General features: G+C 69.5%; 22 protein-coding genes. 18 read left to right on the forward strand and 4 right to left on the reverse strand.

The window, feature by feature from the left end; genetic code table 11:
• Positions 1-3 precede the first annotated feature (3 nt).
• The 13 genes from ftsL to ftsZ all read left to right on the forward strand — a co-directional run bounded on the left by ftsL (position 4) and on the right by ftsZ (position 16,143).
• Entirely contained in the window at positions 4-267 is a 264-nt protein-coding gene (gene ftsL, locus ACG04R_RS19065; protein WP_394414400.1) for a cell division protein FtsL, read from the forward strand.
• Positions 264-2,054 carry a peptidoglycan D,D-transpeptidase FtsI family protein gene (locus ACG04R_RS19070; RefSeq protein WP_394414402.1) on the forward strand — a complete coding sequence of 597 codons (1,791 nt, stop codon included), beginning with the start codon at positions 264-266 and terminating at the stop codon, positions 2,052-2,054. Before ftsL ends, ACG04R_RS19070 begins: the two co-directional genes overlap by 4 nt.
• Entirely contained in the window at positions 2,054-3,520 is a 1,467-nt protein-coding gene (locus tag ACG04R_RS19075) for a UDP-N-acetylmuramoyl-L-alanyl-D-glutamate--2,6-diaminopimelate ligase (RefSeq protein WP_394414405.1), read from the forward strand. Before ACG04R_RS19070 ends, ACG04R_RS19075 begins: the two co-directional genes overlap by 1 nt.
• On the forward strand, positions 3,517-4,902 hold the full coding sequence (locus tag ACG04R_RS19080; RefSeq protein ID WP_394414408.1) for a UDP-N-acetylmuramoyl-tripeptide--D-alanyl-D-alanine ligase: 1,386 nt from the start codon (positions 3,517-3,519) through the stop codon (positions 4,900-4,902). Before ACG04R_RS19075 ends, ACG04R_RS19080 begins: the two co-directional genes overlap by 4 nt.
• The gene (gene mraY, locus ACG04R_RS19085) at positions 4,892-6,070 is read left to right on the forward strand and encodes a phospho-N-acetylmuramoyl-pentapeptide-transferase (RefSeq protein ID WP_394414411.1); all 1,179 of its coding nucleotides are present in this window, start codon (positions 4,892-4,894) and stop codon (positions 6,068-6,070) included. Before ACG04R_RS19080 ends, mraY begins: the two co-directional genes overlap by 11 nt.
• Positions 6,071-6,074: 4 nt before the next feature.
• Positions 6,075-7,772: a UDP-N-acetylmuramoyl-L-alanine--D-glutamate ligase gene (gene murD, locus ACG04R_RS19090; RefSeq protein ID WP_394414414.1), complete on the forward strand. Its 1,698-nt coding sequence runs from the start codon at positions 6,075-6,077 to the stop codon at positions 7,770-7,772.
• 5 nt (positions 7,773-7,777) lie between these two features.
• Entirely contained in the window at positions 7,778-9,031 is a 1,254-nt protein-coding gene (ftsW, locus tag ACG04R_RS19095) for a putative lipid II flippase FtsW (protein ID WP_394414997.1), read from the forward strand.
• 142 nt (positions 9,032-9,173) lie between these two features.
• Positions 9,174-10,250 carry an undecaprenyldiphospho-muramoylpentapeptide beta-N-acetylglucosaminyltransferase gene (gene murG / locus ACG04R_RS19100; RefSeq protein WP_394414416.1) on the forward strand — a complete coding sequence of 359 codons (1,077 nt, stop codon included), beginning with the start codon at positions 9,174-9,176 and terminating at the stop codon, positions 10,248-10,250.
• Positions 10,247-11,635: a UDP-N-acetylmuramate--L-alanine ligase gene (gene murC, locus ACG04R_RS19105; protein WP_394414419.1), complete on the forward strand. Its 1,389-nt coding sequence runs from the start codon at positions 10,247-10,249 to the stop codon at positions 11,633-11,635. The genes murG and murC overlap by 4 nt, the downstream gene beginning before the upstream one ends.
• Positions 11,632-12,603 carry a D-alanine--D-alanine ligase gene (locus ACG04R_RS19110; RefSeq protein ID WP_394414422.1) on the forward strand — a complete coding sequence of 324 codons (972 nt, stop codon included), beginning with the start codon at positions 11,632-11,634 and terminating at the stop codon, positions 12,601-12,603. The genes murC and ACG04R_RS19110 overlap by 4 nt, the downstream gene beginning before the upstream one ends.
• Before the next feature lie 151 nt (positions 12,604-12,754).
• Positions 12,755-13,579, forward strand: coding sequence for a cell division protein FtsQ/DivIB (locus ACG04R_RS19115; RefSeq protein WP_394414424.1), 825 nt, complete (start codon positions 12,755-12,757; stop codon positions 13,577-13,579).
• 8 nt (positions 13,580-13,587) lie between these two features.
• The gene (gene ftsA / locus ACG04R_RS19120; RefSeq protein WP_132570473.1) at positions 13,588-14,817 is read left to right on the forward strand and encodes a cell division protein FtsA; all 1,230 of its coding nucleotides are present in this window, start codon (positions 13,588-13,590) and stop codon (positions 14,815-14,817) included.
• An 84-nt stretch (positions 14,818-14,901) separates the two neighbouring features.
• Complete coding sequence (gene ftsZ / locus ACG04R_RS19125) at positions 14,902-16,143, forward strand: cell division protein FtsZ (protein ID WP_394414426.1); 1,242 nt, start codon at positions 14,902-14,904, stop codon at positions 16,141-16,143.
• A gap of 66 nt (positions 16,144-16,209) precedes the next feature.
• On the opposite strand, the gene ACG04R_RS19130 is transcribed toward ftsZ, so the two are convergent.
• Positions 16,210-17,037, reverse strand: coding sequence for an alpha/beta fold hydrolase (locus tag ACG04R_RS19130; protein ID WP_394414430.1), 828 nt, complete (start codon positions 17,035-17,037; stop codon positions 16,210-16,212).
• A gap of 15 nt (positions 17,038-17,052) precedes the next feature.
• The gene (locus tag ACG04R_RS19135; RefSeq protein WP_394414433.1) at positions 17,053-17,748 is read right to left on the reverse strand and encodes an SDR family oxidoreductase; all 696 of its coding nucleotides are present in this window, start codon (positions 17,746-17,748) and stop codon (positions 17,053-17,055) included.
• 111 nt (positions 17,749-17,859) lie between these two features.
• On the opposite strand from ACG04R_RS19135, the gene ACG04R_RS19140 reads away from it, so the two are divergent.
• From ACG04R_RS19140 to ACG04R_RS19160, 5 genes are all read left to right on the forward strand, one after another.
• The gene (locus ACG04R_RS19140; protein WP_394414436.1) at positions 17,860-18,420 is read left to right on the forward strand and encodes a TetR/AcrR family transcriptional regulator; all 561 of its coding nucleotides are present in this window, start codon (positions 17,860-17,862) and stop codon (positions 18,418-18,420) included.
• A gap of 354 nt (positions 18,421-18,774) precedes the next feature.
• Positions 18,775-20,748 carry a sensor histidine kinase gene (locus ACG04R_RS19145; RefSeq protein ID WP_394414439.1) on the forward strand — a complete coding sequence of 658 codons (1,974 nt, stop codon included), beginning with the start codon at positions 18,775-18,777 and terminating at the stop codon, positions 20,746-20,748.
• 18 nt (positions 20,749-20,766) lie between these two features.
• Positions 20,767-21,702 (forward strand): UDP-3-O-acyl-N-acetylglucosamine deacetylase, encoded by a 936-nt coding sequence (lpxC, locus tag ACG04R_RS19150; RefSeq protein WP_394414442.1) that lies wholly within the window; start codon positions 20,767-20,769, stop codon positions 21,700-21,702.
• Between the two features lie 10 nt (positions 21,703-21,712).
• Positions 21,713-21,898, forward strand: a complete 186-nt coding sequence (locus ACG04R_RS19155; RefSeq protein WP_394414445.1) for a hypothetical protein — start codon at positions 21,713-21,715, stop codon at positions 21,896-21,898.
• 379 nt (positions 21,899-22,277) lie between these two features.
• Positions 22,278-22,886 (forward strand): hypothetical protein, encoded by a 609-nt coding sequence (locus ACG04R_RS19160; protein ID WP_394414448.1) that lies wholly within the window; start codon positions 22,278-22,280, stop codon positions 22,884-22,886.
• A gap of 52 nt (positions 22,887-22,938) precedes the next feature.
• On the opposite strand, the gene ACG04R_RS19165 is transcribed toward ACG04R_RS19160, so the two are convergent.
• Positions 22,939-24,438 carry a carboxypeptidase M32 gene (locus ACG04R_RS19165; RefSeq protein WP_394414451.1) on the reverse strand — a complete coding sequence of 500 codons (1,500 nt, stop codon included), beginning with the start codon at positions 24,436-24,438 and terminating at the stop codon, positions 22,939-22,941.
• Positions 24,426-24,932 (reverse strand): YqaA family protein, encoded by a 507-nt coding sequence (locus ACG04R_RS19170; protein WP_394414454.1) that lies wholly within the window; start codon positions 24,930-24,932, stop codon positions 24,426-24,428. Before ACG04R_RS19170 ends, ACG04R_RS19165 begins: the two co-directional genes overlap by 13 nt.
• Between the last annotated feature and the right edge of the window lie 10 nt (positions 24,933-24,942).

The raw sequence follows: 24,942 nt of genomic DNA on the forward strand, positions 1-24,942 counted from the left end.
CCGGTGGCCAAGCTCAACCTCGTGCTCATCCTCGCCGTGCTGGCCAGCGGCCTGGCGCTGGTGCACAACGCCTATGAGGCGCGCCGCCTGTTCGCCGAGCGCGACCGCATCAAGGCCGAGGGCGAGCGCCTGGCGGCCGATGCCGAGCGGCTGAAGGCCGAGCGCCATGCGCAGGCCACCAACCTGCGCGTGGAGCAGGTGGCCCGCGAGCGGTTGGGCATGCGGCCGATCACGCCGGCCGTCGTGGCCTCGGGGGTGCGCCCGTGAGCGGTAAACAGAACAAGTCCGGCGCCCGCGCGCTCGGCTCCGGCCGCGCGGTGAACTACTCCACCAGCCCGCTGCTCGCGTCCAAGACGCCGCCGTGGCGCTCGCGTTTCCTCGTCGCCCTCGTGGGCCTGGCCTTCGCGGGTCTGCTGGTGCGCGCCATCTACGTGCAGGTGCTGCACAGCGAGTTCTTCCAGAAGCAGGGCGAGGCGCGCTACGCGCACACGCTGGAGCTTCCGGCCAGCCGCGGCCGCATCAACGACCGCACCGGCCAGACGCTGGCCGCCAGCGTGGCGGTGCCGTCGATCTGGGCCATTCCGAAGGAAGTCGACGCCGACGCCGACAAGCGTGTCGAACTGGCCAAGGCGCTGGGCATCTCCGGCAAGGAGCTGGAGGCCAAGCTCAACCCGGAGTCGCGCTTCGTCTGGCTCAAGCGGCTGGCCGACGACGACACCGCCGCCAAGGTGAAGGCGCTGGGCCTCAAGGGCATCTTCCAGGACCGCGAGTACCGCCGCAAATACCCCGAAGGCGAGGCGGCGGCGCATGTCGTCGGCTTCACCAACGTCGAGGACAAGGGCCAGGAGGGCGTGGAGCTGGCCTTCCAGAAGCAGCTGCAGGGCAAGGATGGCTCGCGCTCCGTCGTGCGTGACCGGCTGGGCCGCGTCGTCGAGGACATCGGCGAGGTCGTGCCCGCTGCCAACGGCCAGGACATCGACCTGTCCATCGATTCCAAGGTGCAGTTCTTCGCCTACCAGCGCATCCGCGATGCGGTGGCCGAGAACAAGGCCAAGGCGGGTTCCGTCGTCGTGCTGGACGCGCAGACCGGCGAGGTGCTGGCGCTGGCCAACTTCCCGAGCTACGACCCCGGCAACCGCCAGAACCTGTCTGGCGAGCAGTTGCGCAACCGCGCGCTGACCGACGTCTTCGAGCCGGGCTCGACGATGAAGCCGTTCATCGCCGGCCTGGCGATGGAGACCGGGCGCGTCACGCCCGACACGCTGGTCGATACCGGCCCCGGCAGGTACGCCTTCCAGGGTGCCGTCATCACCGACACGCATGCCCATGGCGTGATCCCGGTGCGCGACGTCATCAAGTTCTCCAGCAACATCGGCGCCACCAAGATCGCGATGCAGATGCAGCCGCGTGAGATGCACGAGATGTTCACGGCCATCGGCCTGGGCCAGCGGCCGCAGATCAACTTCCCCGGCGCCGTGACCGGCAAGCTGCGGCCCTGGAAGACCTGGCGGCCCATCGAGCAGGCGACGATGAGCTACGGCTACGGCCTGTCGGCGTCGCTGTTCCAGCTGGCGCGCGCCTACACGGTGTTCGCGCGTGACGGCGAGATCATCCCCGTCAGCATGCTGCGCCAGCCGCACGACCATCTGGTCCCCGGCATCCGCGTCTTCTCGCCCAAGGTCACGCAGGACCTGCGCCTGATGCTGCAGGCCGCCGCCGGCCCCGGCGGCACCGCGCCCGAGGCCCAGGTGCCCGGCTACAGCGTCGGCGGCAAGAGCGGCACGGCCTACAAGCAGGAAGGCCGTGGCTACGCCGCCCACAAGTACCGCTCCTGGTTCGTCGGCATCACGCCCATCAGCAAGCCGCGCATCGTCGTCGCTGTCATGGTCGACGAGCCATCCGCCGGTGCGCACTACGGCGGCCAGGTCGCCGGCCCGGTGTTCAGCCAGGTTGCGGCGCAGACGCTGCGCCTGCTGGGCGTGCAACCCGACCTCGACGTGAAGAGCCAGATCGTCGCGAACAAGAACGCGGTCGCCACGGAAGAGAGCTTCTGATGCTGACAAGACTCAAGTCCCCCGACGCCGCCGCCCGCTGGCTGCAGGAGTGGTGCACCGGCACGCTGCGCACCGACAGCCGCCAGGTCATGCCCGGCGACGCCTTCATCGCCTGGCCCGGCTACGCGCGTGACGGCCGCGAGTACGTGGCCGCGGCGCTGGCGGCCGGCGCGTCGACCTGCCTCGTCGAGGAGGCCGATGTCGACCGTTTCGGCTTCGTGGACGCCCGCGTCGCGTCGCTGCCGGGGCTGAAGGCGCGCACCGGCGACGTCGCCGCGGCCTTCTTCGGCAAGCCCACCGACACGCTGGACGTCATCGCCGTCACCGGCACCAACGGCAAGACGTCGACGGCCTGGTGGATCGCCCAGGCGTCGGCCGTGCTGAACAAGCGCTGCGGTGTCGTCGGCACGCTGGGCATCGGCGAGCCGCCCAAGCTGGACTACAACGGCCTGACGACGCCGGACCCCGTGCTGTTGCAGGCCGCGTTCGCCCGCATGCGCGACGACGACTTCGCCGCCTGCGCCATCGAGGCGTCCAGCATCGGCATCGTCGAAGGGCGCCTGGCCGGCAGTGCCATCCGCGTCGCCGTGTTCACGAACTTCACGCAGGACCACCTCGACTACCACGGCGACATGAACGCCTACTGGGTGGCCAAGCGCGCGCTGTTCGGCTTCCCGGGCCTGCGCGCCGCGGTCATCAACCTGGACGATGCCAAGGGCGACTCGCTTGCCGCCGAGCTGTTGGCAATAGACGTGTGGACCACCGGTGTGCAGCGCTCGGACGCGCGGATCACGGCGCGCGACCTCCACTACACCGGCGAGGGCCTGGCCTTCATGCTGCACGAGGGCGCGCAAGCCATTGCCGTGCAGACTGCCCTGATCGGCGACTACAACGCCGCCAACCTGCTGGGTGTGGCGGGTGCGCTGCGCGCGCAGGGCCACTCGCTGGCCGATGTGGCACGCGCGCTGGCGAACGTGACGCCGGTGCCCGGCCGCATGCAGCGCGTGGGCAACGGGCGCGAGTTGCCGCAGGTCGTCGTCGACTACGCGCACACGCCGGATGCGCTGGACAAGGCGCTGTCGGCGCTGCAGGGCCTGGCGACCGCGCGTGGCGGCGAGCTGGTCTGCGTGTTCGGCTGCGGTGGCGACCGGGACCGGGGCAAGCGCCCGCAGATGGGTGTAATCGCGGCCAGGCTGTCCGGCCGCGTCGTCGTGACGACCGACAACCCGCGCACCGAAGTGCCGGCGCAGATCCTGGCCGACATCACGGCCGGCGCGCCCGCCGCGACGGTCATCGAGGCCCGCGAGGAAGCCATCCGCATCGCCATCACCGAGGCTGGCCCGCGCGACATCGTGCTGATCGCCGGCAAGGGGCACGAGGACTACCAGGAGGTGCACGGCGTGCGCCGGCCGTTCTCCGACGTGGCCGAGGCGCGCGCGGCGCTGCTGGAAAGGGCGGGGCTTTGAACCTCCTCACCCTCGCTGAAGCACAGGCGCTGCTCCCCGGCTCGACGCTGGTGGGCGATGGCGCGACCGCCTTCGCCCGCGTGCACAGCGACACGCGCACGCTGCGCGTCGGCGATCTGTTCGTCGCGCTGCGCGGCGAGCGCTTTGATGCGAACGACTTCCTGACGCAGGCGAAGCAGTCCGGCGCCGTCGCCGCGCTGGCCGAGCGCGGCCTCGCCGAAGCGGGCCTGCCCGGCCTGCTGGTGCCCGACGCGAAAGCAGCGCTGGGCCAGTTGGCTGCCGCGTGGCGCCGCCAGCAGCAGCTGCCCGTCATCGCCGTCACCGGCTCCAACGGCAAGACGACGACGACGCAGATGATCGCCAGCATCCTGCGCGCGTGGGTTGGCGACGACGCGCTCGCGACCGAGGGCAACTACAACAACGACATCGGCGTGCCGCTGACGCTGCTGCGCCTGCGCCATGACGACGAGCGCAGCCACCGCGCCGCCGTCGTCGAACTGGGCATGAACCACCCCGGCGAGATCGCGCCTCTGGCCGCGATGACGCAGCCAACCGTCGCGCTCGTCAACAACGCGCAGCGCGAGCACCAGGAGTTCATGGCGACGGTCGAGGCCGTCGCGCGCGAGAACGGCGCCGTGCTGGAGGCGCTGAGCCCCAGCGGCTGCGCGGTCTTCCCGGCCGAGGACGCATGCGCGCCGATCTGGTTCGAGATGGCCGGCTCGCGCCCGCACCTGACCTTCGCGCTGCGCGGCGAGGCCGACGTGACCGGCGACGCGCAGTGGCAGGGCACGCACTGGGCGCTGGAGCTGCACACGCCGGCCGGCACGGCGCCGGTCGCGCTGCAGATGGCCGGCGAGCACAACGTGCGCAACGCGCTGGCCGCCGCCGCATCGGCACTGGCTGCCGGTGCGCCGCTGTCGGCCATCCAGCAGGGCCTGGAAGCCTTCCGTGCCGTCAAGGGCCGCAGCGAACTCAAGCGCGACGCGCAGGGGCGCACACTGATCGACGACAGCTACAACGCCAACCCCGACAGCGTGCGCGCCGCCATCGACGTGCTGGCCGGCCTGCCCGGTGCGAGCTGGCTGATCCTGGGCGACATGGGCGAGGTCGGCAACGATGGCCCGGCCTTCCACCGCGAGGTGGGCGCCTATGCGGCCGAGCGCGGCATCGCGCATTTCTGGACGGCCGGCACGGCCGCCCGCGACGCCGCCGCGGCCTACGGCCCGAACGCGCGCGCCTTCGACAACACGGCCGCGCTGATCGCGGCCCTCGACGAACAACCGGGCGCGAGCCAGACCCTGGTCAAGGGCTCCCGCTTCATGAAGATGGAACAAGTGGTCGCCGCTCTCCAGAACAACACCGGAGGCCCGCATGCTGCTTAGCCTCGCCCAGTGGCTGCAAGGTCTCTACCCCGACCTGGGCTTCCTGCGGCTGTTCAACTACATCACCTTCCGTGCGGTGATGGCCGCGATGACGGCGCTGCTGATCGGCCTGGCCTTCGGGCCCTGGGTCATCCGCAGCCTCACCGCCATGAAGATCGGCCAGCCGATCCGCGCCTACGGTGTGCAGCAGCACCTGGCCAAGAGCGGCACGCCGACGATGGGCGGCGTGCTCATCCTCATCGGCATCGGCGTGTCGACGCTGCTGTGGTTCGACTGGAGCAACCGCTTCGTCTGGGTCGTCATGCTCGTGACGATGGGCTTTGGCGCCGTGGGCTGGGTGGACGACTGGCGCAAGGTCGTCGACAAGAACCCCGAAGGCATGCGCAGCCGTGAGAAGTTCTTCTGGCAGTCGCTGATCGGCCTCGTCGCCGCGCTCTACCTCGCATTCAGCGTGTCGGAGACCAGCTTCCTCGGTGTCGTGCAGCTGTGCTTCCGCTGGGTGAGCAGCGGCTTCTCGACCGAACTGCCGCCCAAGGCCGACCTGCTGATCCCGTTCTTCAAGACGATCAGCATGCCGCTGGGCGTGTGGGGCTTCGTGGCGCTGGCCTACTTCGTCATGGTCGGCACCAGCAACGCGGTGAACTTCACCGACGGCCTCGACGGCCTGGCCATCATGCCGGTCGTGCTGGTGGGTTCAGCCTTGGGCCTGTTCGCCTACCTGACCGGCTCGTCGGTGTTCTCCAAGTACCTGCTGCTGCCCTACATCCCGGGCGCGGGTGAGCTGCTGATCTTCTGCGCCGCGATGGCCGGCGCGGGCCTGGCCTTCCTGTGGTTCAACGCGCATCCGGCGCAGGTCTTCATGGGCGACGTCGGCGCGCTGGCGCTGGGCGGCGGCCTGGGCACCATCGCCGTCATCACGCGACAAGAGATCGTGCTGGGCATCATGGGTGGCATCTTCGTGGCCGAAGTGCTGAGCGTGATGCTGCAGGTCAGCTGGTTCAAGTTCACGAAGAAGCGCTTCGGCGAGGGCCGGCGCATCTTCAAGATGGCGCCGCTGCACCATCACTTCGAGAAGAGCGGCTGGAACGAGACGCAGGTCGTCATCCGCTTCTGGATCATCACCATGCTGCTGTGCCTCATCGGCCTGGCCAGCCTGAAGCTGCGGTGAACGCATGAAGCTGGACCTGCCGCAACTCGATCAGCAGCGCGTGCTCGTGCTGGGCCTCGGAGACTCTGGTCTCGCGATGGCCCGCTGGTGCGTGCGCTTCGGCGCGCAGGTCACCGTGTGGGACTCGCGCGCGCAGCCGCCTCAGCTCGGCGCGCTGGGCGACACGGCGGCGTTCATCACCGGCGAGCTGACGGCTGACGTCGCGGCCGGCTTCAACGCCGTGCTGAAGAGCCCCGGGCTGTCGCCGCTGGACGCGCGGCTGAAGGCCGTCTACGACCACGGCCCGGCCGTGCGCGGCGAGCTGGACCTGTTCGCCGACGCGCTCGCCGCGCTGAAGGCGCAGCACGGCTACGCGCCGGCGGTGCTCGCCATCACCGGCACCAACGGCAAGACGACGACCACCTGCATGACCGGCCTGCTCGTCGAGCGCGCCGGCAAGCGCGTGGCCATCGCCGGCAACATCGGCCCGACGCTGCTGGACACGCTGACCGAGGCGCTGGCCCAGGAGCCGGACCCGGCGCCGGTGGAAACGACGGCCGAGGCCATCGCCGTCGAAGTTGAGGACGTGCCGGTCGAGGAAGAGACTGCCGCCGAAGAAGCCACCGAAGCCGCGGCGATCGTTCCCGACGAGGACACGCCGCTGCCCATCGACCCGCCGCCGCCGCGCGGCCCGGTGTTCGAGACGCTGCCCGAGGTCTGGGTGCTGGAGCTGTCCAGCTTCCAGCTCGACGGCGTGACGGGTTTCGAGCCGACGGCCGGCGCCATCCTGAACCTGACGCAGGACCACCTCGACTGGCACGGCGACATGGCCGCCTACGGTCGCGCCAAGGCGCGCATCTTCGGCCGCGAGTCGGTCATCGTTGCCAACCGCGACGATGCCGAGGTCGAAGGCCTGGTGCCGCAGCCGGTGTTCGTGAAGGGCACGCGTGGCAAGCCCGGCCGCACGGTGTCGCGCCGCGTCGTGCGCTTCGGCCTGAACCCGCCGCGCGCGCCGGGCGACTTCGGCCTGACGGAAGAGGGCGGCCTGGCCTGGCTGGTGCGCGCCCGCGAGCTGGACCCGACGATCAAGAAGCGCAAGGGCGACGAGGATGAGCCGCTGGTCATCCAGCGCCTGATGCCCGCCGACGCGCTGCGCGTGCGCGGTCGCCACAACGCTGCCAATGCGCTGGCCGCGCTGGCGCTCGCGACGGCCGCCGGCTGCGAGCTGGCGCCGATGCTGCACGGCCTGCGCGAGTACCGCGGCGAGCCGCACCGCGTGGAGCCGGTGGGCAGCATCGACGGCGTCGAGTTCTACGACGACAGCAAGGGCACGAACGTCGGCGCGACGGTCGCCGCCATTTCGGGCCTCGGCGCGGACCGTGCGCCGGCCAAGCTGGTGCTGATCCTCGGCGGCGACGGCAAGGGCCAGGACTTCGCGCCCCTGGCGGCGGGCGTGCAGCAGCATGCCCGTGCCGTCGCGCTGATCGGCCGCGACGCGCCGCAGATCGAGGCCGCGCTCGCGAGCGCCGGCGTGCCCATGCAGCGCCACGACACGCTGGAAGCCGCCACGGCCTGGTGCCTGGCGCAGGCGCAGTCCGGCGACAGCGTGTTGCTGTCCCCCGCCTGCGCGAGCCTGGACATGTTCAGGAACTACGCCCACCGCGCCGAGGTCTTCGTCGCGACGGTGCAGCAGCTGGCCGACGAGCGCGGGGTGACGCTGTGAATGCGGTGCTGACCGGCTTCACGACCAAGCTGCAGTCGCTGTGGAAGCGTGACGGCGGCGATGAGGCGGGCGGCCCGGTGCCGGTGCGCGACTGGGTGTCCACGTCAGCCGGCCGGCCCACGCAGCTGCAGGGTTTCGACATCACGCTGGTCTGGGTCGTCGTCGCGCTGATGGCCTTCGGCCTGCTGATGGTCTATTCGGCGTCGATCGCGATGCCGGACAACCCGAAGTTCGCCAAGTACCTGCCGACCTATTTCCTGACGCGGCACGTCGTCGCCATCTGTTTCGGGCTGGTCGCCGGCCTCGTCACCGTGCAGATTCCCGTGTCGCTGTGGGAGCGTTACGCGCCGTGGGTGTTCGTCGTGGCGCTGGTGCTGCTCGTCGCGGTGCTGATCCCGCACGTGGGCAAGGTGGTCTACGGCGCGCGGCGCTGGATTCCGCTGGGCGTCATGAACTTCCAGCCGAGCGAGCTGGCCAAGTTCGGCATCGCGCTGTACGCGGCCAACTACATGATGCGCAAGATGGACGCGCGGGAGAACTTCTTCCAGGCCGTCACGCCGATGGCGATCTCGCTGGCCTTCATCGGCCTGCTGCTGCTGGCCGAGCCGGACATGGGCGCCTTCATGGTCATCGCGGCCATCGCGATGGGCATCCTGTTCCTGGGGGGCGTCAACGGCCGCATGTTCCTGCTGATCACGATGGTGCTGGTCGGCGCCTTCGTGTTGATGATCACGTTCAGCGAGTTCCGCCGCGAGCGCATCTTTGCCTACCTCAACCCCTGGGAGGACAAGTACGCCCAGGGCAAGGCCTACCAGCTGACGCACAGCCTCATCGCCTTTGGCCGCGGTGAGTGGTTCGGCCAGGGCCTGGGCGGCAGCGTCGAGAAGCTGCACTACCTGCCCGAGGCGCACACCGACTTCCTGCTGGCCGTCATCGGCGAGGAGCTGGGTTTTGCCGGCGTCGTCGTGGTGATCCTGGCCTTCTTCTGGCTCACGCGCCGCTGCTTCCTCATCGGCCGCCAGGCCATTGCGCTGGACCGCATCTTTGCCGGCCTGTACGCGCAGGGCATCGGCATCTGGATGGGCGGTCAGGCCTTCATCAACATGGGCGTGAACCTCGGCGCGCTGCCGACCAAGGGTCTGACGCTGCCGCTGATGAGCTTCGGCGGCTCGGCCATCCTGATGAATTGCGTGGCGCTGGCGGTGGTACTCCGGATCGATCTGGAAAACAGGCAGCTCATGCGCGGAGGCCGCGCATGACGGACATCGTCTCGACGAGGGCTGCAGCCCGCGAAGTGGGCAATCTGCCTGTTTGGGGACTGCTCACATGGCGAAGCCATGTGAAGGGAGCACCAGCGACCGGCAGGCACCAGAACAGGCAAATGATGCGGGGAGGTCGTTCATGACGGAACGCCATCTCGTGGTCATGGCCGCCGGCACGGGCGGCCACGTCATTCCCGGCCTGGCCGTCGCCGAGGAGATGCAGCGCCGCGGCTGGACCGTGTCGTGGATCGGCACGCCGCACGGCATGGAGAACCGCCTCGTGCCGGCGCGCGGCATCGAACTGGACGCGCTGCCCTTCGCCGGCCTGCGCGGCAAGGGGCTCAAGCACACGCTGCGCGGCATCGTCGGCTTCTTCAAGTCGCTGGGCGAGGCCCGGCGCGTCTACGCGAAGCGTCGCGCGACGGCGGTGCTGGGCATGGGCGGCTATGTCTGCGTGCCTGCTGGCCTCACGGCAGCATTGACCGGTCGTCCGCTGATGCTGGTGAACGCCGACGCGGCGATGCTGAAGAGCAACTTCGCGCTGAAGCCGTTCGCCAGGCGCATCGCCTTCGGCTTCGACGGCGCCGCGGCGGCGTCCACGTCGGGCGCGGTCGTCAGCGGCAACCCGGTTCGCGCCGAGATCGAGGCGCTGCCGGCGCCGGCCGAGCGCATGGCCGATCGCATCGGGCCGCTGCGCCTGCTGGTGCTGGGTGGCTCGCTCGGCGCCCGGGCGCTGAACCAGGCCCTGCCGAAGGCGCTCGCCCTGTGGCCCGCCGAGCAGCGCCCGCAGGTGCTGCACCAGTCGGGGCAGGATCACCTCGGCGCCGTCTGGCAGGCCTACAGCGACGCCGGCCTGTCGGCCGAAGTGCGGCCCTTCATCGACGACATGGCCGCAGCACTCGCCTGGGCCGACGTCGTCGTCTGCCGCGCCGGCGCCATCACCGTCAGCGAACTGTGCGCGGCCGGCTGTGCGGCAGTGCTGGTGCCGCTGGTCGTCAGCACCACCTCGCACCAGCGCGACAACGCCGTCTTCATGGCGCAGCACGGCGCGGCCATCCACCTGCCGCAGACGGAGCTGACGCCGGAGAAGCTGCACGAGCTGCTCGCCGGCCTGGACCGCGGTGCGCTGCTGGCCATGGGCGAGAAGGCCCGCTCGCTGGCGCGCCCTCGTGCCGCTGCGCGCGTGGCGGATGAAATCGAAGGAATGATCAAGTGAAGCACGCCGTCCAACGACTGCACTTCGTCGGTATCGGCGGCGCCGGCATGAGCGGCATCGCCGAGATCCTGCACAACCTCGGCTACGAGGTCAGCGGGTCGGACGCGGCCGAGAGCGCGACGACCGAGCGCCTGCGCTCGCTGGGCCTGCGCGTGGAGATCGGCCATGCCGCGCCGCACATCGGCAACGCGCAGGCGCTGGTCACGAGCACGGCCGTCGCGGCGGACAACCCCGAGGTCGTCGCCGCTCGTGCCCGCCAGGTGCCCGTCGTGCCTCGCGCCGTCATGCTGGCCGAGCTGATGCGGCTGCGGCGCGGCATCGCCATCGCCGGCACTCACGGCAAGACAACGACGACCTCGCTGGTCACGGCCATCCTCGTCGAGGCGGGCCTGGACCCGACCTTCGTCATCGGCGGCAAGCTCAACGCCGCCGGCGCCAACTCGCGGCTGGGTCAGGGCGAGTTCATCGTCGTCGAGGCCGACGAGAGCGATGCGTCCTTCCTCAAGCTGAGCCCCGTACTGTCCGTCGTCACCAACATCGACGAAGACCACATGGACACCTACGGGCACTCGGTGGAGAAGCTGCACGCAGCCTTCGTCGAGTTCCTGCACCGCATGCCGTTCTATGGCGCGGCGGTGGTCTGCGCGGACGACCCCGGCGTGCAGGCCATCCTCGGCCGCATCGAACGGCCGGTCGTCAGCTACGGCTTGAGCGAAGGCGTCAGCGTGCGGGCCGTCGGCGTGCAGGCGCTGGCCGGCGCGCAGATGCGCTTCACCTGCCAGCGCGAGGGCATGGCCGACCTGGACGTGCTGCTGAACCTGGCCGGCGAGCACAACGTGCGCAACGCGCTGGCCGCCATCGCCATCGCGACGGAACTGGACTGCGACGACGTCGCGATCCAGAAGGCGCTGGCGCATTTCTCCGGCGTGGGTCGCCGCTTCGAGAAGCATGGCGAATGGCCAGCGGCCGATGGCGGCCGCTTCACGCTGATCGACGACTACGGCCACCACCCGGTCGAGATGGCCGCGGTGCTCGCCGCCGCGCGCGGCGCGTATCCGGGGCGCCGCCTCGTGCTGGCCTTCCAGCCGCACCGCTACACCCGAACTCGCGACTGCTTCGCCGACTTCGTGCGCGTCATGAAGAGCGCCGACGTGGTGCTGCTGACCGAGGTGTACTCGGCCGGCGAGCTGCCCATCGAAGGCGCGACCGGTACCGCGCTCGCGCAGGCCGTCGGCACGACCAACTTCGTTGCGACCGTGGCCGACATGCCCGCCGCGCTGGCCGCGTTGACGCGCGACGGCGACATCGTCATCGGCATGGGGGCGGGATCGATGAGCGCGCTGCCGCGGCTGGTGGCGGCGCATTTCCAGGGAGGCGCAGCATGAAGTCGCCGATTGATCTGAACATCGACGCCACCGCGCTCGGCAAGGTTGCCGTGCTGCTGGGTGGCCACAGCGCCGAGCGGCCGGTGTCGCTGATGAGCGGCAACGGCGTGCTGGCCGCACTGCGGTCCGTCGGCGTGGACGCACATGCCTTCGACCCGGCCGAGCGCCCGCTGCAGTCGCTGAAGGACGGCGGCTTCGGCCGCGCCTTCATCGCGCTGCACGGCCGCGGCGGCGAGGACGGCACGATCCAGGGCGCGCTCGAATGGCTGGGCATCCCGTACACCGGCTCCGGCGTGACGGCCTCCGGCGTCGCGATGGACAAGACGATGACCAAGCGTCTGTGGACCAACGAGGGCTTGTCGACGCCGCAATACCTGGCGTTGTCCCGCGCCGAGCTGACGCGCGAGCGCATCCGCACGATCCCCGACGAGCTGGGTCTGCCAGTCGTCGTCAAGCCGCCGCACGAAGGCAGCAGCATCGGCATCACCAAGGCCACCGGCTATTCGGAGATGCAGGGAGCCGTCGAACTGGCGTTGGGCTTCGACGACGAGCTGCTGTTCGAGCAGTGCATCGAAGGCCCCGAGCTGACCTGCGCCGTGCTGGGCGAGGGCGCGTCGGCCGTCGCGCTGCCGCTGATCGAGATCCGCGCCGAGGCCGGCAACTACGACTTCGCGAACAAGTACGAGACCGACACGACGCAGTACCTGTTCGGCTCACTGCCCGCCGCGCTCGAAGCCGACATCCAGCAGCTGGTGCTGAAGGCTTATCGCCTGCTCGGCTGCCGCGGCTGGGGCCGCGCCGACCTGATGCTGCGCAAGTCCGACATGAAGCCCTTCCTGCTGGAGATGAACACCAGCCCGGGCATGACCTCGCACTCGCTGGTGCCCAAGGCCGCGCAAGCCGTGGGCGTCGACTATCCGCAGCTGTGCCTGTGGCTGCTTTCGCAAGCGAGGCTCGACAAGCAGTGAACGCCGTCTCCGCCACTGCTGCGCGCCTGCGGGCCGAGCGCCGGGCCGCTCCCAAGCCGGCCCGTCGGGCGATGTGCATGCGGCTCGATGCCGTATGCATCGCCGTCCCCGCGGGGGACCGGCCGGCGTACTCGCCGGACGAGGGGCAAACATGAATGCTGCCGCCACCGCCGCGCTGCCGCCCGACATCCGCCTGATGAATGCGGTGTCGGCGGTGCTCGTCACGGCGTTGCTGGCGACCGCGGCGTGGGGGCTGATCCGCTGGGTGGTGCGGCTGCCGGTGTTCAACTTCCGTGTCATCCAGGTGGACGGTGACGTCAGCCGCAACAGCGTCGCGTCGCTGCGCGCGAACGCGCTGCCGCAACTGCGAGGTTCCTTCCTCAACATGAACCTCGCGCAAGGCCGCGCCGCCTTCGAGGCCGTGCCGTGGGTGCGGCATGCGCAGCTCCAGCGCGTCTGGCCGATGCGACTCAAGGTCAACCTCGAAGAGCATCGTGCCGCAGCCTACTGGGAGGCGCGCGCCGACGGTGCCGACTCCGCCACCGAGGCGACGGCCGAGCGCGCGCTGGTCAACAGCTTCGGCGAAGTCTTCCAGGCCAACCTCGGCGACGTCGAGGACGAGGACCTGCCCGTGCTGGCCGGCCCGGCCAATGCCGCCAGCGACATGCTGCGCATGTGGCAGGCGCTGTCGCCGGCCGCCGAGAAACTGGGCGAAAGCATCGACCGCCTGGACCTGTCCGGCCGCGGCTCCTGGCGCGCGACCTTTGGCAGTGGCGCCGTCATCGAACTGGGCCGCGGTACTGAGGCCGAGGTCGTTGCCCGCTTCGGCCAGTTCGCCCGCTCCATCTCGCAGGTCACGGCGACCTATCGCAGTCCGCTGCTGACGGCCGACCTGCGCCACGCCGATGGCTACGCGGTCAAGCTGCGCGGCGTGACGACACAAACTCCGGGTAAACCCGCAAATAGAAAACGTTGAGGACGGACATGGCCAAGGAATACAAGGATTTGGTCGTCGGGCTGGATATCGGAACCGCCAAGATCATGGCCGTCGTGGCCGAGGTTTTGCCGGGGGGGGAATTGCGCATCGCCGGTTTGGGTGTGGCGCCGTCGCACGGCCTAAAGCGCGGGGTCGTCGTCAATATCGATGCCACCGTGCAGTCCATCCAGCAGGCCCTGAAAGAGGCCGAAATGATGGCCGACTGCAAAATCTCCCGGGTTTATACGGGGATCACCGGCAGCCATATTCGCGGCCAGAACTCCACCGGCATGGTCATCGTGCGCGACAAGGAGGTCACGCCGGTCGATGTGACCCGGGTTGTCGAAACCGCCAAGGCCATCAATATCCCCAACGACCAGCGCCTGCTGCTGGTCGAGCCGCAGGAATTCGTCATCGACGGTCATGAGGTGAAGGAACCCATCGGCATGAGTGGCGGCCGGCTGGAGGTCAAGGTCCATATCGTGACCGGGGCGCAAAGTGCCGCGGAAAACATCGTCAAGTGCGTGCGACGCTGTGGTTTGGAGGTCGACCAACTGGTTTTGAACCCGAGCGCATCCAGCCATGCCGCGCTGACCGCCGACGAACGCGACCTGGGTGTGGCACTGGTGGATATCGGCGCCGGCACGACCGATGTCGCGATATTCACCGGCGGCTCGATCCGCCATACCGCCGTCATCCCCATCGCTGGCGACCTGATTACCTCCGATATCGCGATGGCGCTGCGCACGCCGACCAAGGATGCCGAGGAGATCAAGGTCGAATATGGTGTGGCCAAGCAGCTGCTGGCCGACCCGTCCGACCAGGTGGAAGTGCCGGGCCTGGGCGACCGCAGCCCCAGGATGTTGTCCAAACAGGCACTGGCCGGTGTCATCGAGCCGCGCGTCGAGGAAATCTTCTCGCTGGTCCACCAGGTCATTCGCGAATCCGGGTATGAGGAATTGCTGTCCTCCGGCATCGTGCTGACCGGCGGTTCGGCCGTGATGCCGGGCATGGTGGAACTTGCCGAGGATATTTTTCTGAAACCTGTCCGGCGCGGCTTGCCCACCTATTCGGGGGCTCTTTACGACATGGTCGCCAACCCCCGTTCGGCCACCGTCATGGGGTTGCTGGAGGAGGCTCGGCTGTCGCGCAGCCGGGGTTTCAAGGCCGCGCAGCAGGCCGGCTCCGTGCAAACCCTGCTTGGACGCGTCAAGGATTGGTTCATGGGGAATTTCTGACTCCCTAAAACCACGAATTTTTTGTTTCAGCAACTAGTCATTCATTGAGTGCCACGGCACAATTGCAGCAGTTAGGAGAGCGATATGCCCATCGAGATGATCGAAGAATTTGACCAAGGCACCCAAATCAAGGTGATCGGGGTCGGTGGCGGCGGCGGCAATGCCGTGGACCACATGATCGCCCAGGGCGTCCAGGGCGTTGAATTCATCTGCGCCAATACTGACGCACAGGCGCTGAACCGCTCCAAGGCAGACCAATTGCTGCAACTCGGCTCCACCGGCCTGGGCGCGGGTGCCAAACCCGAGATGGGTAAGGCGGCCGCCGAGGAAGCAGAAAACCGCATCCGCGAATCCATCGCCGGTGCCAATATGCTGTTTATCACCGCCGGTATGGGCGGTGGTACCGGCACGGGCGCCGCGCCGGTGATTGCACGCGTCGCGAAGGAAATGGGCATCCTGACGGTCGGCGTCGTCACCAAACCCTTCGAATTCGAAGGCGGCCGTCGCGCCAAGGCGGCCGATGCCGGCCTGGCCGAGCTGGAGGCCAATGTCGACTCGCTGATCGTCGTTCTGAACGACAAGCTGCTCGACGTGCTGGGCGACGACGTCACGCAGGATCAGGCCTTCGCGCACGCCAATGACGTGCTGAAGAACGCCGTTGGCGGCATTTCGGACATCATCCACATCCCCGGCCTCGTCAACGTCGACTTCGAAGACGTGAAGACCGTGATGAGCGAGCCCGGCAAGGCCATGATGGGCACGGCGCAAGCCACCGGCCCGGATCGCGCCGCCAAGGCGGCCGAAGCCGCCGTTGCCTGCCCGCTGCTGGAAGGCATCGACCTGTCCGGCGCGCGTGGCGTGCTGGTGCTGATCGCCGCCGGCCGCAGCAACTTCAAGCTGAGCGAGTCGCGCAACGCGATGAATGCCATCAAGCGCTACGCCTCGGAGGAAGCCCACGTCATCTTCGGCACGGCCTACGACGAGACGCTGGGTGACGCGCTGCGCGTGACTGTCATCGCCACCGGCCTGACGGCAGGCCGCGCTCGCCAGCAGGCGCCGCTGCAAGTTGTGCAGACCCAGCAGGTCGTGCGCAACGGCACCGACGGCATGGCCATGCCGGTGCTGACGCAGGCTGTTGCGATGGCCACGCCGACGGCGGCGCAGGCCAACGTTGGCCTGGGCTTGGGTGACTTCGCGAACGCCAACGTGCCGAGTGTGTGGCGCCACGGCCGTTCGGGCAGCGCGGCCGCCAAGGTGGAGGCGCTTTCCTCCAACGGCATGGACGAGATCGAGATCCCGGCTTTCCTGCGCAAGCAGGCCGACTGATCGGTTTCTGCCGAACTGAAAAAGGGCGAGTCGCGAGGCTCGCCCTTTTTCTTTGTCGCGTTGCGTCTACGCGCGCTCGGCGACGAAAGCGACGCTGCGCGCGATGACACCGGCATCCACCAGCAGCCGCCGATGGCCCAGGCCCGTGACAGGCTCGAAGCGCGAGCCGGGCCAGGCGGCGTGCAGCGCCTGCGACGCGGCGAAAGGCACCGTGCGGTCCTCGGCGTCGTGGACGATGAGGCCGGGGTGACGCAGGCCGTGCTGCAGCCGTTCCAGGTCCACGTTCGCGATGCGCGTGCCGATGAAGCTCTCGACCCAGCCCGCAAACGCGGCGGCGTCGGCTGGCCCGAGGCCCTGGGCCCTGGCCAGGCCCTTGACCATGGGCGTCAGCGAGGACGGCCCGGCCAGGTGCACGCTGCGTTTCACCGACAGCCCATGCGCAAAGGCCATCAGCGCCGCCGCCGATCCCATCGAGTGGCCGATGACGGCGTGGACGTCTCCGATGTGCGTCGCCAGCGCACGCAGGGCGCGGCCGGCATGCACGACGCTGGCCGCGTGGCCGCCAGAGTCGCCGTGGCCGGGCAGGTCGAACAGCGTCACCGAGAAGCCCGCCTCGACGAGTGGCCGCGCGAAGCCGAGCAGGTGCGCGCCGCGGCTGTTCCAGCCGTGCACGAGCACCACTCGCGGGCCGGTGCCCAGCGTCCAGCGCGCGAGCTTGAGGCCTTCGTGGCGCAGTGGCGGTTCGGTGGCGCTGGTGAGGGCGGCCTTCTCGCTCGCCGTCAGCGCCACGCGGTCGGGCGACGAGAACGCGTGGCGTGCCGCCGCGAGATGGCCGTCGGTGTAGGCCGCGGACGTCGCCGGGCGTGCAGGCGTCAGGGCTGAGGACTCGAGCATGGCGACCTCCCGGGTTCAGCCGGCGTAGGCCGGCGTGGGCGTGGACAGGCTCTGCTTGACGTGCCGGCTGATGTCGTCGGCCAGCACCTCGAAGGCGCCGGCCTCGACGCCCTCCAGCGCCAGCCGGGCCACGTCGGCGGGCGCGGACTTGGGCGCCTCCAGGCCGCGCGTCATGTCGGTGTCCATGTAGCCGACGTGCAGGTTGGTGACCTGCGTGCCCTGCGCCTTCAGCTCGGCGCGCAGGCCGTTGCTCAGTGCCCAGGCGGCGGCCTTGCTGGCGCTGTAGGGCGTCAGGCCCGGTAGCGTGACCCAGCTCAGCACCGACAGCACGTTCAGCACCGCGCCGCCGCCGTTGGCCCACAGCACCGGGGCGAAGGCCTGCGTCAGCGCCCAGACGCCGAAGAAATTGGTGTCCAGGTGGCGGCGCGCCGTGGCGATGGCGTCGTCGGCCAGCACGCCCGCGCCCTGCGAGATGCCGGCGTTGTTGATGAGCAGCGTCACGTCCGCGCATTGCGCGGCCGCGGCGGCGACCTGGGCGGCGTCGGTCACGTCCAGCGCGACCGGCACGACGCCGGGGAGGTCGATGTTGGCCGGGTCGCGCGCCGCGGCGTAGACCTTGGCGGCGCCGGCAGCCAGTGCCGCTTGCGCCAACGCCCGGCCCAGGCCGCGGTTGGCGCCGGTGATGAAGACGACGGCGTTCTTGAGCTTCATGGGGATTCCTTCGCAGTCCGTTTATTCATGTCGACCGACATGATTGAGTTAAATGTCGATCAACATATAAAATGTGTCAACCACGATCCCCAATGACCCCAGGAGGCTGCGATGAAGGTCACCCGCGCCCAGGCCGAAGAGAACCGCGAACGCATCCTCGACAACGCCGCCCAGCTGTTCCGCGAGCGCGGGTTCGACGGCATCGGCCTGAACGATCTGATGCAGGCAGCCGGCCTCACGCGTGGCGGCTTCTACGGCCACTTCGAGTCCAAGGACGACCTCGCCGCCCAGGCCACGCGTCGCGCGCTGCAGACCAACCGCGAGCAGTGGAAGCAGCAGGCCGATCGCAGCCTGCAGGCGTGGGTGCGGACCTATCTGTCCGACGCGCACCGCGACCACCCTGGCGCCGGATGCGGCCTGGTCGCGCTGGCGGGGGACGCGGCGCGTGGCGGTCCGGCGGTGAAGGAGGCGTTTGGCGAAGGCGTCGACAGCCTGGTCCAGACGTTGCAGCGCCAGATGCCCGGGGCGGAAGCCGGCGAGCGCCGCGAGCAGGCACTGGCAATGCTGTCGACGCTGGTCGGCTCGCTGCTGCTGTCGCGGGCGGTGGGCGACACGGCGCTGTCGCGCGAACTGCGCGAGGCCGCGCGCAAGAGCCTGCCGGCCGGCGGCTGAGCGGTCGCTCCCGCTGCCTGGGCGGCACGGGTGGGCCGTCCCCCGTGTGGCATGCTCGCGGCCCATGTCAATGTCCAGTCCGGCGAATTCGTGAAATCGGCGGTGCGTGAGCCCCTGGCGGGCTGCAATCCAGGCGCAGGCGCGCGGCCGGGTAGGCACCCGGCGAGCGCGTGCAACGCCGAGTGCGACCCGCCAGGAGCTCACCCTTCGGGCAGGGGTCTCGCTGGGCAGGCAGCGTCGTTGCGGCGCTTGCCAAGGCTCCAGCCTTGGCTGCGCGCCACGCCTTGCCGCCTGCCCAGCGAGACCCCTGCGCAGCGTCGATTTCACGGATTCGCCGGACTGGTCGTCACGGGGATGTCTGAGGTCCGGGGTCTGTGGGGCTTGCTGCGTACGGGCCTGCTGTGGCTGGCCCTGGGGTTGTGCCTGCCCGTGCTGGCCCAGCGCCTGCCGCAGCCCACGGCGTACCAGACGGCCGAGGAGGCCGCGCCCACCGAGATCGCCACCACCGCGTGGAGCCGCGAACAGCTGGACGCCTGGTGGGCCGCATTGCGCCGCCAGGCCGTGTCCGCCGACGACCGGCTCAACCTTCCAGCGTCCCTGCTGCCGCCGGAAGCCGCGGCGGCCTGGCAGCCGCTGCCCATGCCTGACGTGCGCGCCCGCCCCGGTGCCACCGTCGTCAGCGATACGCGTGGCTACGAGATGCGCTGGTATCGCGTGCGCGTGCCGGCTGGAACCGACGAACCCCAGGCGCTCTACATCCCGCGGCTGGTGACGCTGTCGGCCGCCGTGCTGGCGCGTACCGAGGGCGGCTGGCGGCTGCTGCTGGACAACCAGCACGCCGAGCGCGAGCAGTGGGTACAGCCCGTCTGGCTGCCGTTGCCGGGGAGCGGCGCACAGGTGCAGGAGCTGGTTGTCGCGCTGCCGGTGCCGGCGGGCGGCTATCACGCGGTCTCGCGCCTTTGGGTCGGTCCGCGCGACGTGCTGGAGACGCGCTGGCAGTGGCGCGTGCGCATGCAGACGGGGCTGCCCCAGGCCGTCAGCCTGACGCTGGCGGTGCTGGGCGCATTCGCGCTGATGCTGTGGCTGCGCCGGCCGGACGAGGCCATCTACGGGCTGTTCGCGCTGGCAGCCGCTGCGTGGATGGTGCGCAGCCTGCACTACTACGTCAGCCCGCCGGCCTCGCCGCTGGCGCAGGATTGGTTCTGGTGGGCCACCCATGCGTCCATGGCCTGGGTCCTCGTGCCGGCGCTGCTGTTCGTGCTGCGCTTTGCGACGCGCCGTGCGCCCCGGCTGGAGTGGGTGCTGGTGGGGGCGGTGGGCGTCGTCAGCGTGGTCAGCGTGCCGCTGTGGCTGCGGCAGATCGACATGGTCGTGCTTCAGTACAGCGTGACGGCCGTCGTGGCCGCCGTCGGCACGGCCTGGGTGGCCTTCCTCGCCTGGCGCGAGCGCCACCCGGAGCTGCGCCTGATGGCGTTGGCCCTCATCGTGGCGGTGCTCATCGGCGGACATGACCTCGCCGTGCTGGCGGGCTGGGCCTGGCCGGAGCATTTCTTCTGGATGCCGTTCGCGACGCTGGCCGTCATGATCAGCTTCCTGTACGCGGTGCAGCGCCGCTACGTCGGCACCGTCGAGCAGGTACAGGCCGAGAACAGCCAGCTGCAGGAAGACCTGGACGAGCAGATCTCCGTGCTGCAGGTGCAGAACGCGCAATTGCGCGAGGCCGAGCGCCAGCAGGCGTTGCTGCTGGAGCGCCAGCGCATCATGGCCGACATGCACGACGGCCTGGGCTCGTCGCTGCTGTCGGCACTGGTGGCGATGGAGCAGGGCAGCATGTCGCACGAGCAATGCGTCGAAGTGCTGCGCGAATGCGTGGACGACCTGCGCCTGGTCATCGACTCGCTGGAGCCCGTTGGCCACGACCTTGTCTCGCTGCTGGCGACGATGCGCTACCGCCTCGGCAAGCGGCTGCAGACCGGCGGCCTCAAGCTCGACTGGGACGTGCAGGACCTGCCGCCGCTGGCCTGGCTGGAACCGCCCGACGCGCTGCACGTGCTGCGGCTGATGCAGGAGGCGCTGAACAACGTGCTCAAGCACGCCGGCGCGAGCCGCGTACGCATGGTCACGCGGCACCACGGCAGCTACGTCGAGATCCGCGTCGAGGACGACGGCGCCGGCTTCGACCTGCAGTCCATCCAGCACGGTCGCGGCCTGAAGAGCCAGATCAAGCGCGCCCAGCGTCTGGGCGGCAAGCTGCGCATCGACTCCACGCCGGGCATGGGCACGCGGCTATCGCTGCGATTGCCCGTGGAACGCAAGAGCCAGGGTTGATTCCGGGACAATCGGGGGATGGTCAAGCAACGCACCCTGAAGTCGATCACGCGCGCCGTCGGCGTCGGCATCCACAGCGGCCAGAAGGTCGAGTTGACGCTGCGCCCGGCGCCCGCCGACACCGGCATCGTCTTCCGCCGTGTGGATCTGTGCCCGCCGGTGGACATCCCGGTCACCGTCACGTCGGTCAGCGATACGCGCATGGCCACCACCATCAGCCCGGGCGGCGACCCCGGCGGCCCCAAGGTGCAGACCATCGAGCACCTGCTGTCCGCCTGTGCAGGTCTGGGCCTGGACAACCTCTACGTCGACATCAACGCCGACGAGGTGCCCGTGCTGGACGGCTCGGCCGCCAGCTTCGTGTTCCTGCTGCAGTCAGCCGGTATCGCGATGCAGGACTCGCCCAAGCGTTTCCTGAAAGTCAGGAAACCCGTCGAGGTGCGTCAGGGTGAGGGCAAGAAGCTGATGTGGGCCCGGCTGGAGCCGCACCACGGCTACACGCTGAGCTTCGAGATCGAGTTCGACAACCCGGCCGTCGCCGCGACCGGCAGCAGCTTCGTCTTCGACATGGGTTCGGGCAAGTACAAGAAGGAGATCGCCCGCGCGCGCACCTTCGGCATGACGTCCGACATCGACCTGATGCGCTCGCGTGGCCTGACGCTGGGCGGTTCGATGGACAACGCCATCGTCGTGGATGACTACAAGGTGCTGAACGCCGACGGCCTGCGCTACGACGACGAGTTCGTGAAGCACAAGATCCTCGACGCCATCGGCGACATGCAGGTCGCGGGCATGCCGCTGATGGCGGCCTACACGTCGTTCAAGGGCGGCCATGCGCTGAACAACAAGCTGCTGCGCGCGCTGCTGGCGGACAAGGACGCCTACGAGGTCGTTTACTTCGAGGACGACAGCGCGGCGCCCAAGGGCTTCGCAGAACTGGCGCCGGCGTGGTGAGCACAGCCGCATGCTGATCGCCCGCCTCGTCGTCGGCCTGCTGCTGTTCGCGGCCATCCTCTGCTTCGCGTTCTCCATCGCCACGGGGCAGCGTCGCTGGCGGCGGCTGGGGCTGATCATCATGAAATGGACGCTGATCGCCGGCCTGGGCTTCTTCGGCGTGCTGTTCCTGGAGCGGCTGGCGCTGATGCTGTGAAGCCGTTCACGGCTCGCGGCGACACCCCCTGGGCTTGCGGGGATGCGGCCGGGGCCTGACGTGCTCAGAATCGCTTCACGGTTGCTGCACCGAGGTGCGGCGGCCGAGCCCGGAGACAACAACCACCGGGCGCCACGCGCGGAGATGGCCGGGGGGCCGGGGAAGCGCAGTGGATCTGGAAGAGAGATCGTTCGACTGAACTTGGGCCGCTCCCCGCTGGGGCGGCCCTATTTTTTTGTGCGGATGCGCTCGCTGTCTGTTGCCTGTCGGCCGTTACAAGCGCTCACGCAACGGCCTGATCGGGCGTCGTCCAGGCGTCATCGAGGCGGCGTTGTATGCCCAGGCCAGCGTCGCTGACCGCTGAAAAAGGACCCTCACCATGAAGACTTCCCTGATCGCCGCCGCCGCCCTTGCCCTGCTGACCAGCGCCGCAATGGCCCAGACCCCCGCCACGCCCGTGCCCGTGACCGCGCAGACCACCGTGCAGCGCGACGCGAACCAGCAGCAGCGCATCGAGAACGGCCTGCAGAGCGGCAAGATCACGACGCGTGAAGCCGGCCAGCTGGAGCGCGACGAGGCCAAGGTCGACAAGCTTCAGGCCAGGGATATGAAGGACGGCAAGCTCAGCCCCGCCGAGCGCCGCCAGCTGCGCGCCGCGCAGAACAAGGCCAGCCGCGACATCAAGACGGCCGAGAACAACGGCGTCAACGGCAACCCGCTGTCGGCCTCCAGCCAGCGCATGCAGGCCGACGTGCAGCGGGACGTGAATCAGGAGAAGCGCGTCGAGAACGGTCTGCAGAGCGGCTCGCTGACCAAGCGCGAGGCCGCCCACCTGGAGCAAGGCCAGGCGCACGTGGACCGCACCGAAGCGCACGCCGCGGCTGATGGCCATGTCGGTGCCGGCGAGCAGCGGCGCGTGCAGCATGCCGAGAACCACCAGAGCAAGCGCATCCACCGCGCCAAGACCAATGGCACGACGGCTGGCTGATCGAGGCGTGCACTGAACGGCGCCGAGGGCTGAACCCCTCGGCGCTTTTCTTTTAGGCGCCCAGGTAGCGGCTGCGCAGGTGGGCCTCGAAGTGGGCCGGGTTCAGCGCCTCGCCGCTGGCGCGTTCAACCAGCTCGGGTGTCTCCCAGCGACTGGCTTCCTGCCAGACGTGGGTTTGCAGCCAGTCGAACACGCCGCCCAGCTCACCGCGGGCGATGCGGGCATCCAGGTCTGGCTGCTGCGCGCGCATCGTCGCAAACCACTGCGCGGCGTACATGGCGCCCAGCGTGTAGCAGGGGAAGTAGCCGAACAGGCCGGCGGGCCAGTGCACGTCCTGCATCGGGCCATCCTTGAAGTTGCCGCGCGTGTCCAGGCCCAGCAGCTCGGCCATCCTGGCGTCCCACAGCGCGGGGATGTCATCCACCTCGGCATCGCCCTCGATCAGCGCCCGCTCGATGTCGAAGCGCAGCAGGATGTGGGCGGGGTAGGTCACCTCGTCGGCGTCGACGCGGATGTAGCCGGGCGCCACGCGCGTCAGCAGCTTGTTCAGGTTTCCGGGCTCGAAGGCGGGCTGGTCGCCGAAGTGCTTCACGAGCAGCGGCGCCAGCAGGCCGGCGAAGGCCGGGTGACTGCCCAGCTGCATCTCGAAGGACAGGCTCTGGCTCTCGTGGATGCCCATGGACCGTGCGCGGGCGATGGGCTGGCCCAGCAGCTCGCGCGGCAGGCCCTGCTCGTAGCGGCCGTGGCCCGTCTCGTGGATGGTGCCCATCAGGCTGGGCAGGAAGTTGTCCTCGCGGTAGCGCGTGGTCATGCGCACGTCCTCGGGCACGCCGCCGCAGAACGGGTGGGTGCTCTCGTCGAGGCGGCCGGCGGCGAAGTCGAAACCCATCAGCCGCATCGCGTCCAGGCCCAGCGCCTTCTGCGCCGCGGTCGGGAAGGGGCCGACGGGCTCGATGACGGTCTCTGTCGACTGCTTCGCGGTGACGTCGCGGATCAGCCCCGGCAACCAGCCGCGCAGCGGCGCGAACGCGCGCTCGACTTCCGAACTGCGCATGCCCGGCTCGTACAGGTCCAGCAGCGCGTCGTACTTCGACAGGCCCGCGCTCTGCGACAGCAGCTCGGCTTCCTGCCGGGCGATCTTCAGCACCTCGCGCAGGTTGGGCGCGAAGCCGGGCCAGTCGTTGGCCGGGCGCTGCGTGCGCCAGGCATGCTCGCAGCGGTTGTTGGCCAGGCTCTTCGCTTCGACAAGGGCCTGCGGCAGCGCGTTGGCGGCGCGCCAGGCGCGGCGGATCTCGCGCAGGTTGGCGCGCTGCGTGTCGTCCAGCGGCTCGGCGGCCGCGGCGTCCAGCAGGCCGGCCAGTGCCGGGTCGGTGGCCAGCTGGTGCAGCAGGCCGTCCATCTCGGCCAGCGCCAGGCTGCGCGCCTCGTTGCCGTTGGCGGGCATGTTGGCGGCCTGGTCCCACTGGGCGATGGCCTGCAGGTGGCCCAGGCGGTGCAGGCGCTGCTGGCGGGCGGCGAGGTCTTGGTAGGCGGGTGTGTTCATTGCATCCATGACATCCAGGATTCGGGGATCAGCCAGAGTAGCGCAACCGTGAAGCAGATGAAGCGCAGGCCCTTGCCCAGCGCCATCCAGCCCAGGCAGGGCCAGAACGGCAGCTTGAGCCAGCCGGCCACGGCGCACAGCGGGTCGCCGACGATGGGCAGCCAGCTCAGCACGCAGGCCTTGGGGCCGAAGCGTTTCAGCCAGGCCAGCGCGCGCGGGTTGGGCGGCTCGCGGTGGCGGACGGCCTCGACCGCCTTCTCCGCGCCATAGCCCACCCACCAGCTCGTGGCGCCGCCCAGCGTGTTGCCGAGGGTGGCCACCGCGATGACCACCCAGAACATGCCGGGGTCGGCCTTGACGACGAGGAACACCGCCGGCTCCGAGCCCAGCGGCAGCAGCGTCGCCGAGATGAAGGTGATGATGAAGACCGCGACCAGACCCACCTGCGGCAAGGCAAGGGAGGCGAGCAGATCGTGGATGAGTTGACCGAGCCAGGCTTCCATGCCGGCATTG

It is taken from the genome of Pelomonas candidula (assembly GCF_043555985.1).
Lineage (GTDB): Bacteria > Pseudomonadota > Gammaproteobacteria > Burkholderiales > Burkholderiaceae_C > Pelomonas > Pelomonas candidula.

Excerpts from the sequence above, each read along its gene's own strand:
- ACG04R_RS19145 (WP_394414439.1), top strand. The coding sequence starts at position 18,775 with ATGTCTGAGGTCCGGGGTCTGTGGGGCTTGCTGCGTACGGGCCTGCTG.
- ftsZ (WP_394414426.1), top strand. The coding sequence starts at position 14,902 with ATGCCCATCGAGATGATCGAAGAATTTGACCAAGGCACCCAAATCAAG.
- ACG04R_RS19160 (WP_394414448.1), top strand. The coding sequence starts at position 22,278 with ATGAAGACTTCCCTGATCGCCGCCGCCGCCCTTGCCCTGCTGACCAGC.
- ACG04R_RS19115 (WP_394414424.1), top strand. The coding sequence starts at position 12,755 with ATGAATGCTGCCGCCACCGCCGCGCTGCCGCCCGACATCCGCCTGATG.
- mraY (WP_394414411.1), top strand. The coding sequence starts at position 4,892 with ATGCTGCTTAGCCTCGCCCAGTGGCTGCAAGGTCTCTACCCCGACCTG.
- murG (WP_394414416.1), top strand. The coding sequence starts at position 9,174 with ATGACGGAACGCCATCTCGTGGTCATGGCCGCCGGCACGGGCGGCCAC.
- ACG04R_RS19170 (WP_394414454.1), bottom strand. The coding sequence starts at position 24,932 with ATGGAAGCCTGGCTCGGTCAACTCATCCACGATCTGCTCGCCTCCCTT.
- ACG04R_RS19110 (WP_394414422.1), top strand. The coding sequence starts at position 11,632 with ATGAAGTCGCCGATTGATCTGAACATCGACGCCACCGCGCTCGGCAAG.
- ACG04R_RS19165 (WP_394414451.1), bottom strand. The coding sequence starts at position 24,438 with ATGGATGCAATGAACACACCCGCCTACCAAGACCTCGCCGCCCGCCAG.
- ACG04R_RS19130 (WP_394414430.1), bottom strand. The coding sequence starts at position 17,037 with ATGCTCGAGTCCTCAGCCCTGACGCCTGCACGCCCGGCGACGTCCGCG.
- ftsA (WP_132570473.1), top strand. The coding sequence starts at position 13,588 with ATGGCCAAGGAATACAAGGATTTGGTCGTCGGGCTGGATATCGGAACC.
- murD (WP_394414414.1), top strand. The coding sequence starts at position 6,075 with ATGAAGCTGGACCTGCCGCAACTCGATCAGCAGCGCGTGCTCGTGCTG.
- ACG04R_RS19155 (WP_394414445.1), top strand. The coding sequence starts at position 21,713 with ATGCTGATCGCCCGCCTCGTCGTCGGCCTGCTGCTGTTCGCGGCCATC.
- ACG04R_RS19140 (WP_394414436.1), top strand. The coding sequence starts at position 17,860 with ATGAAGGTCACCCGCGCCCAGGCCGAAGAGAACCGCGAACGCATCCTC.
- lpxC (WP_394414442.1), top strand. The coding sequence starts at position 20,767 with ATGGTCAAGCAACGCACCCTGAAGTCGATCACGCGCGCCGTCGGCGTC.
- ACG04R_RS19075 (WP_394414405.1), top strand. The coding sequence starts at position 2,054 with ATGCTGACAAGACTCAAGTCCCCCGACGCCGCCGCCCGCTGGCTGCAG.
- ACG04R_RS19135 (WP_394414433.1), bottom strand. The coding sequence starts at position 17,748 with ATGAAGCTCAAGAACGCCGTCGTCTTCATCACCGGCGCCAACCGCGGC.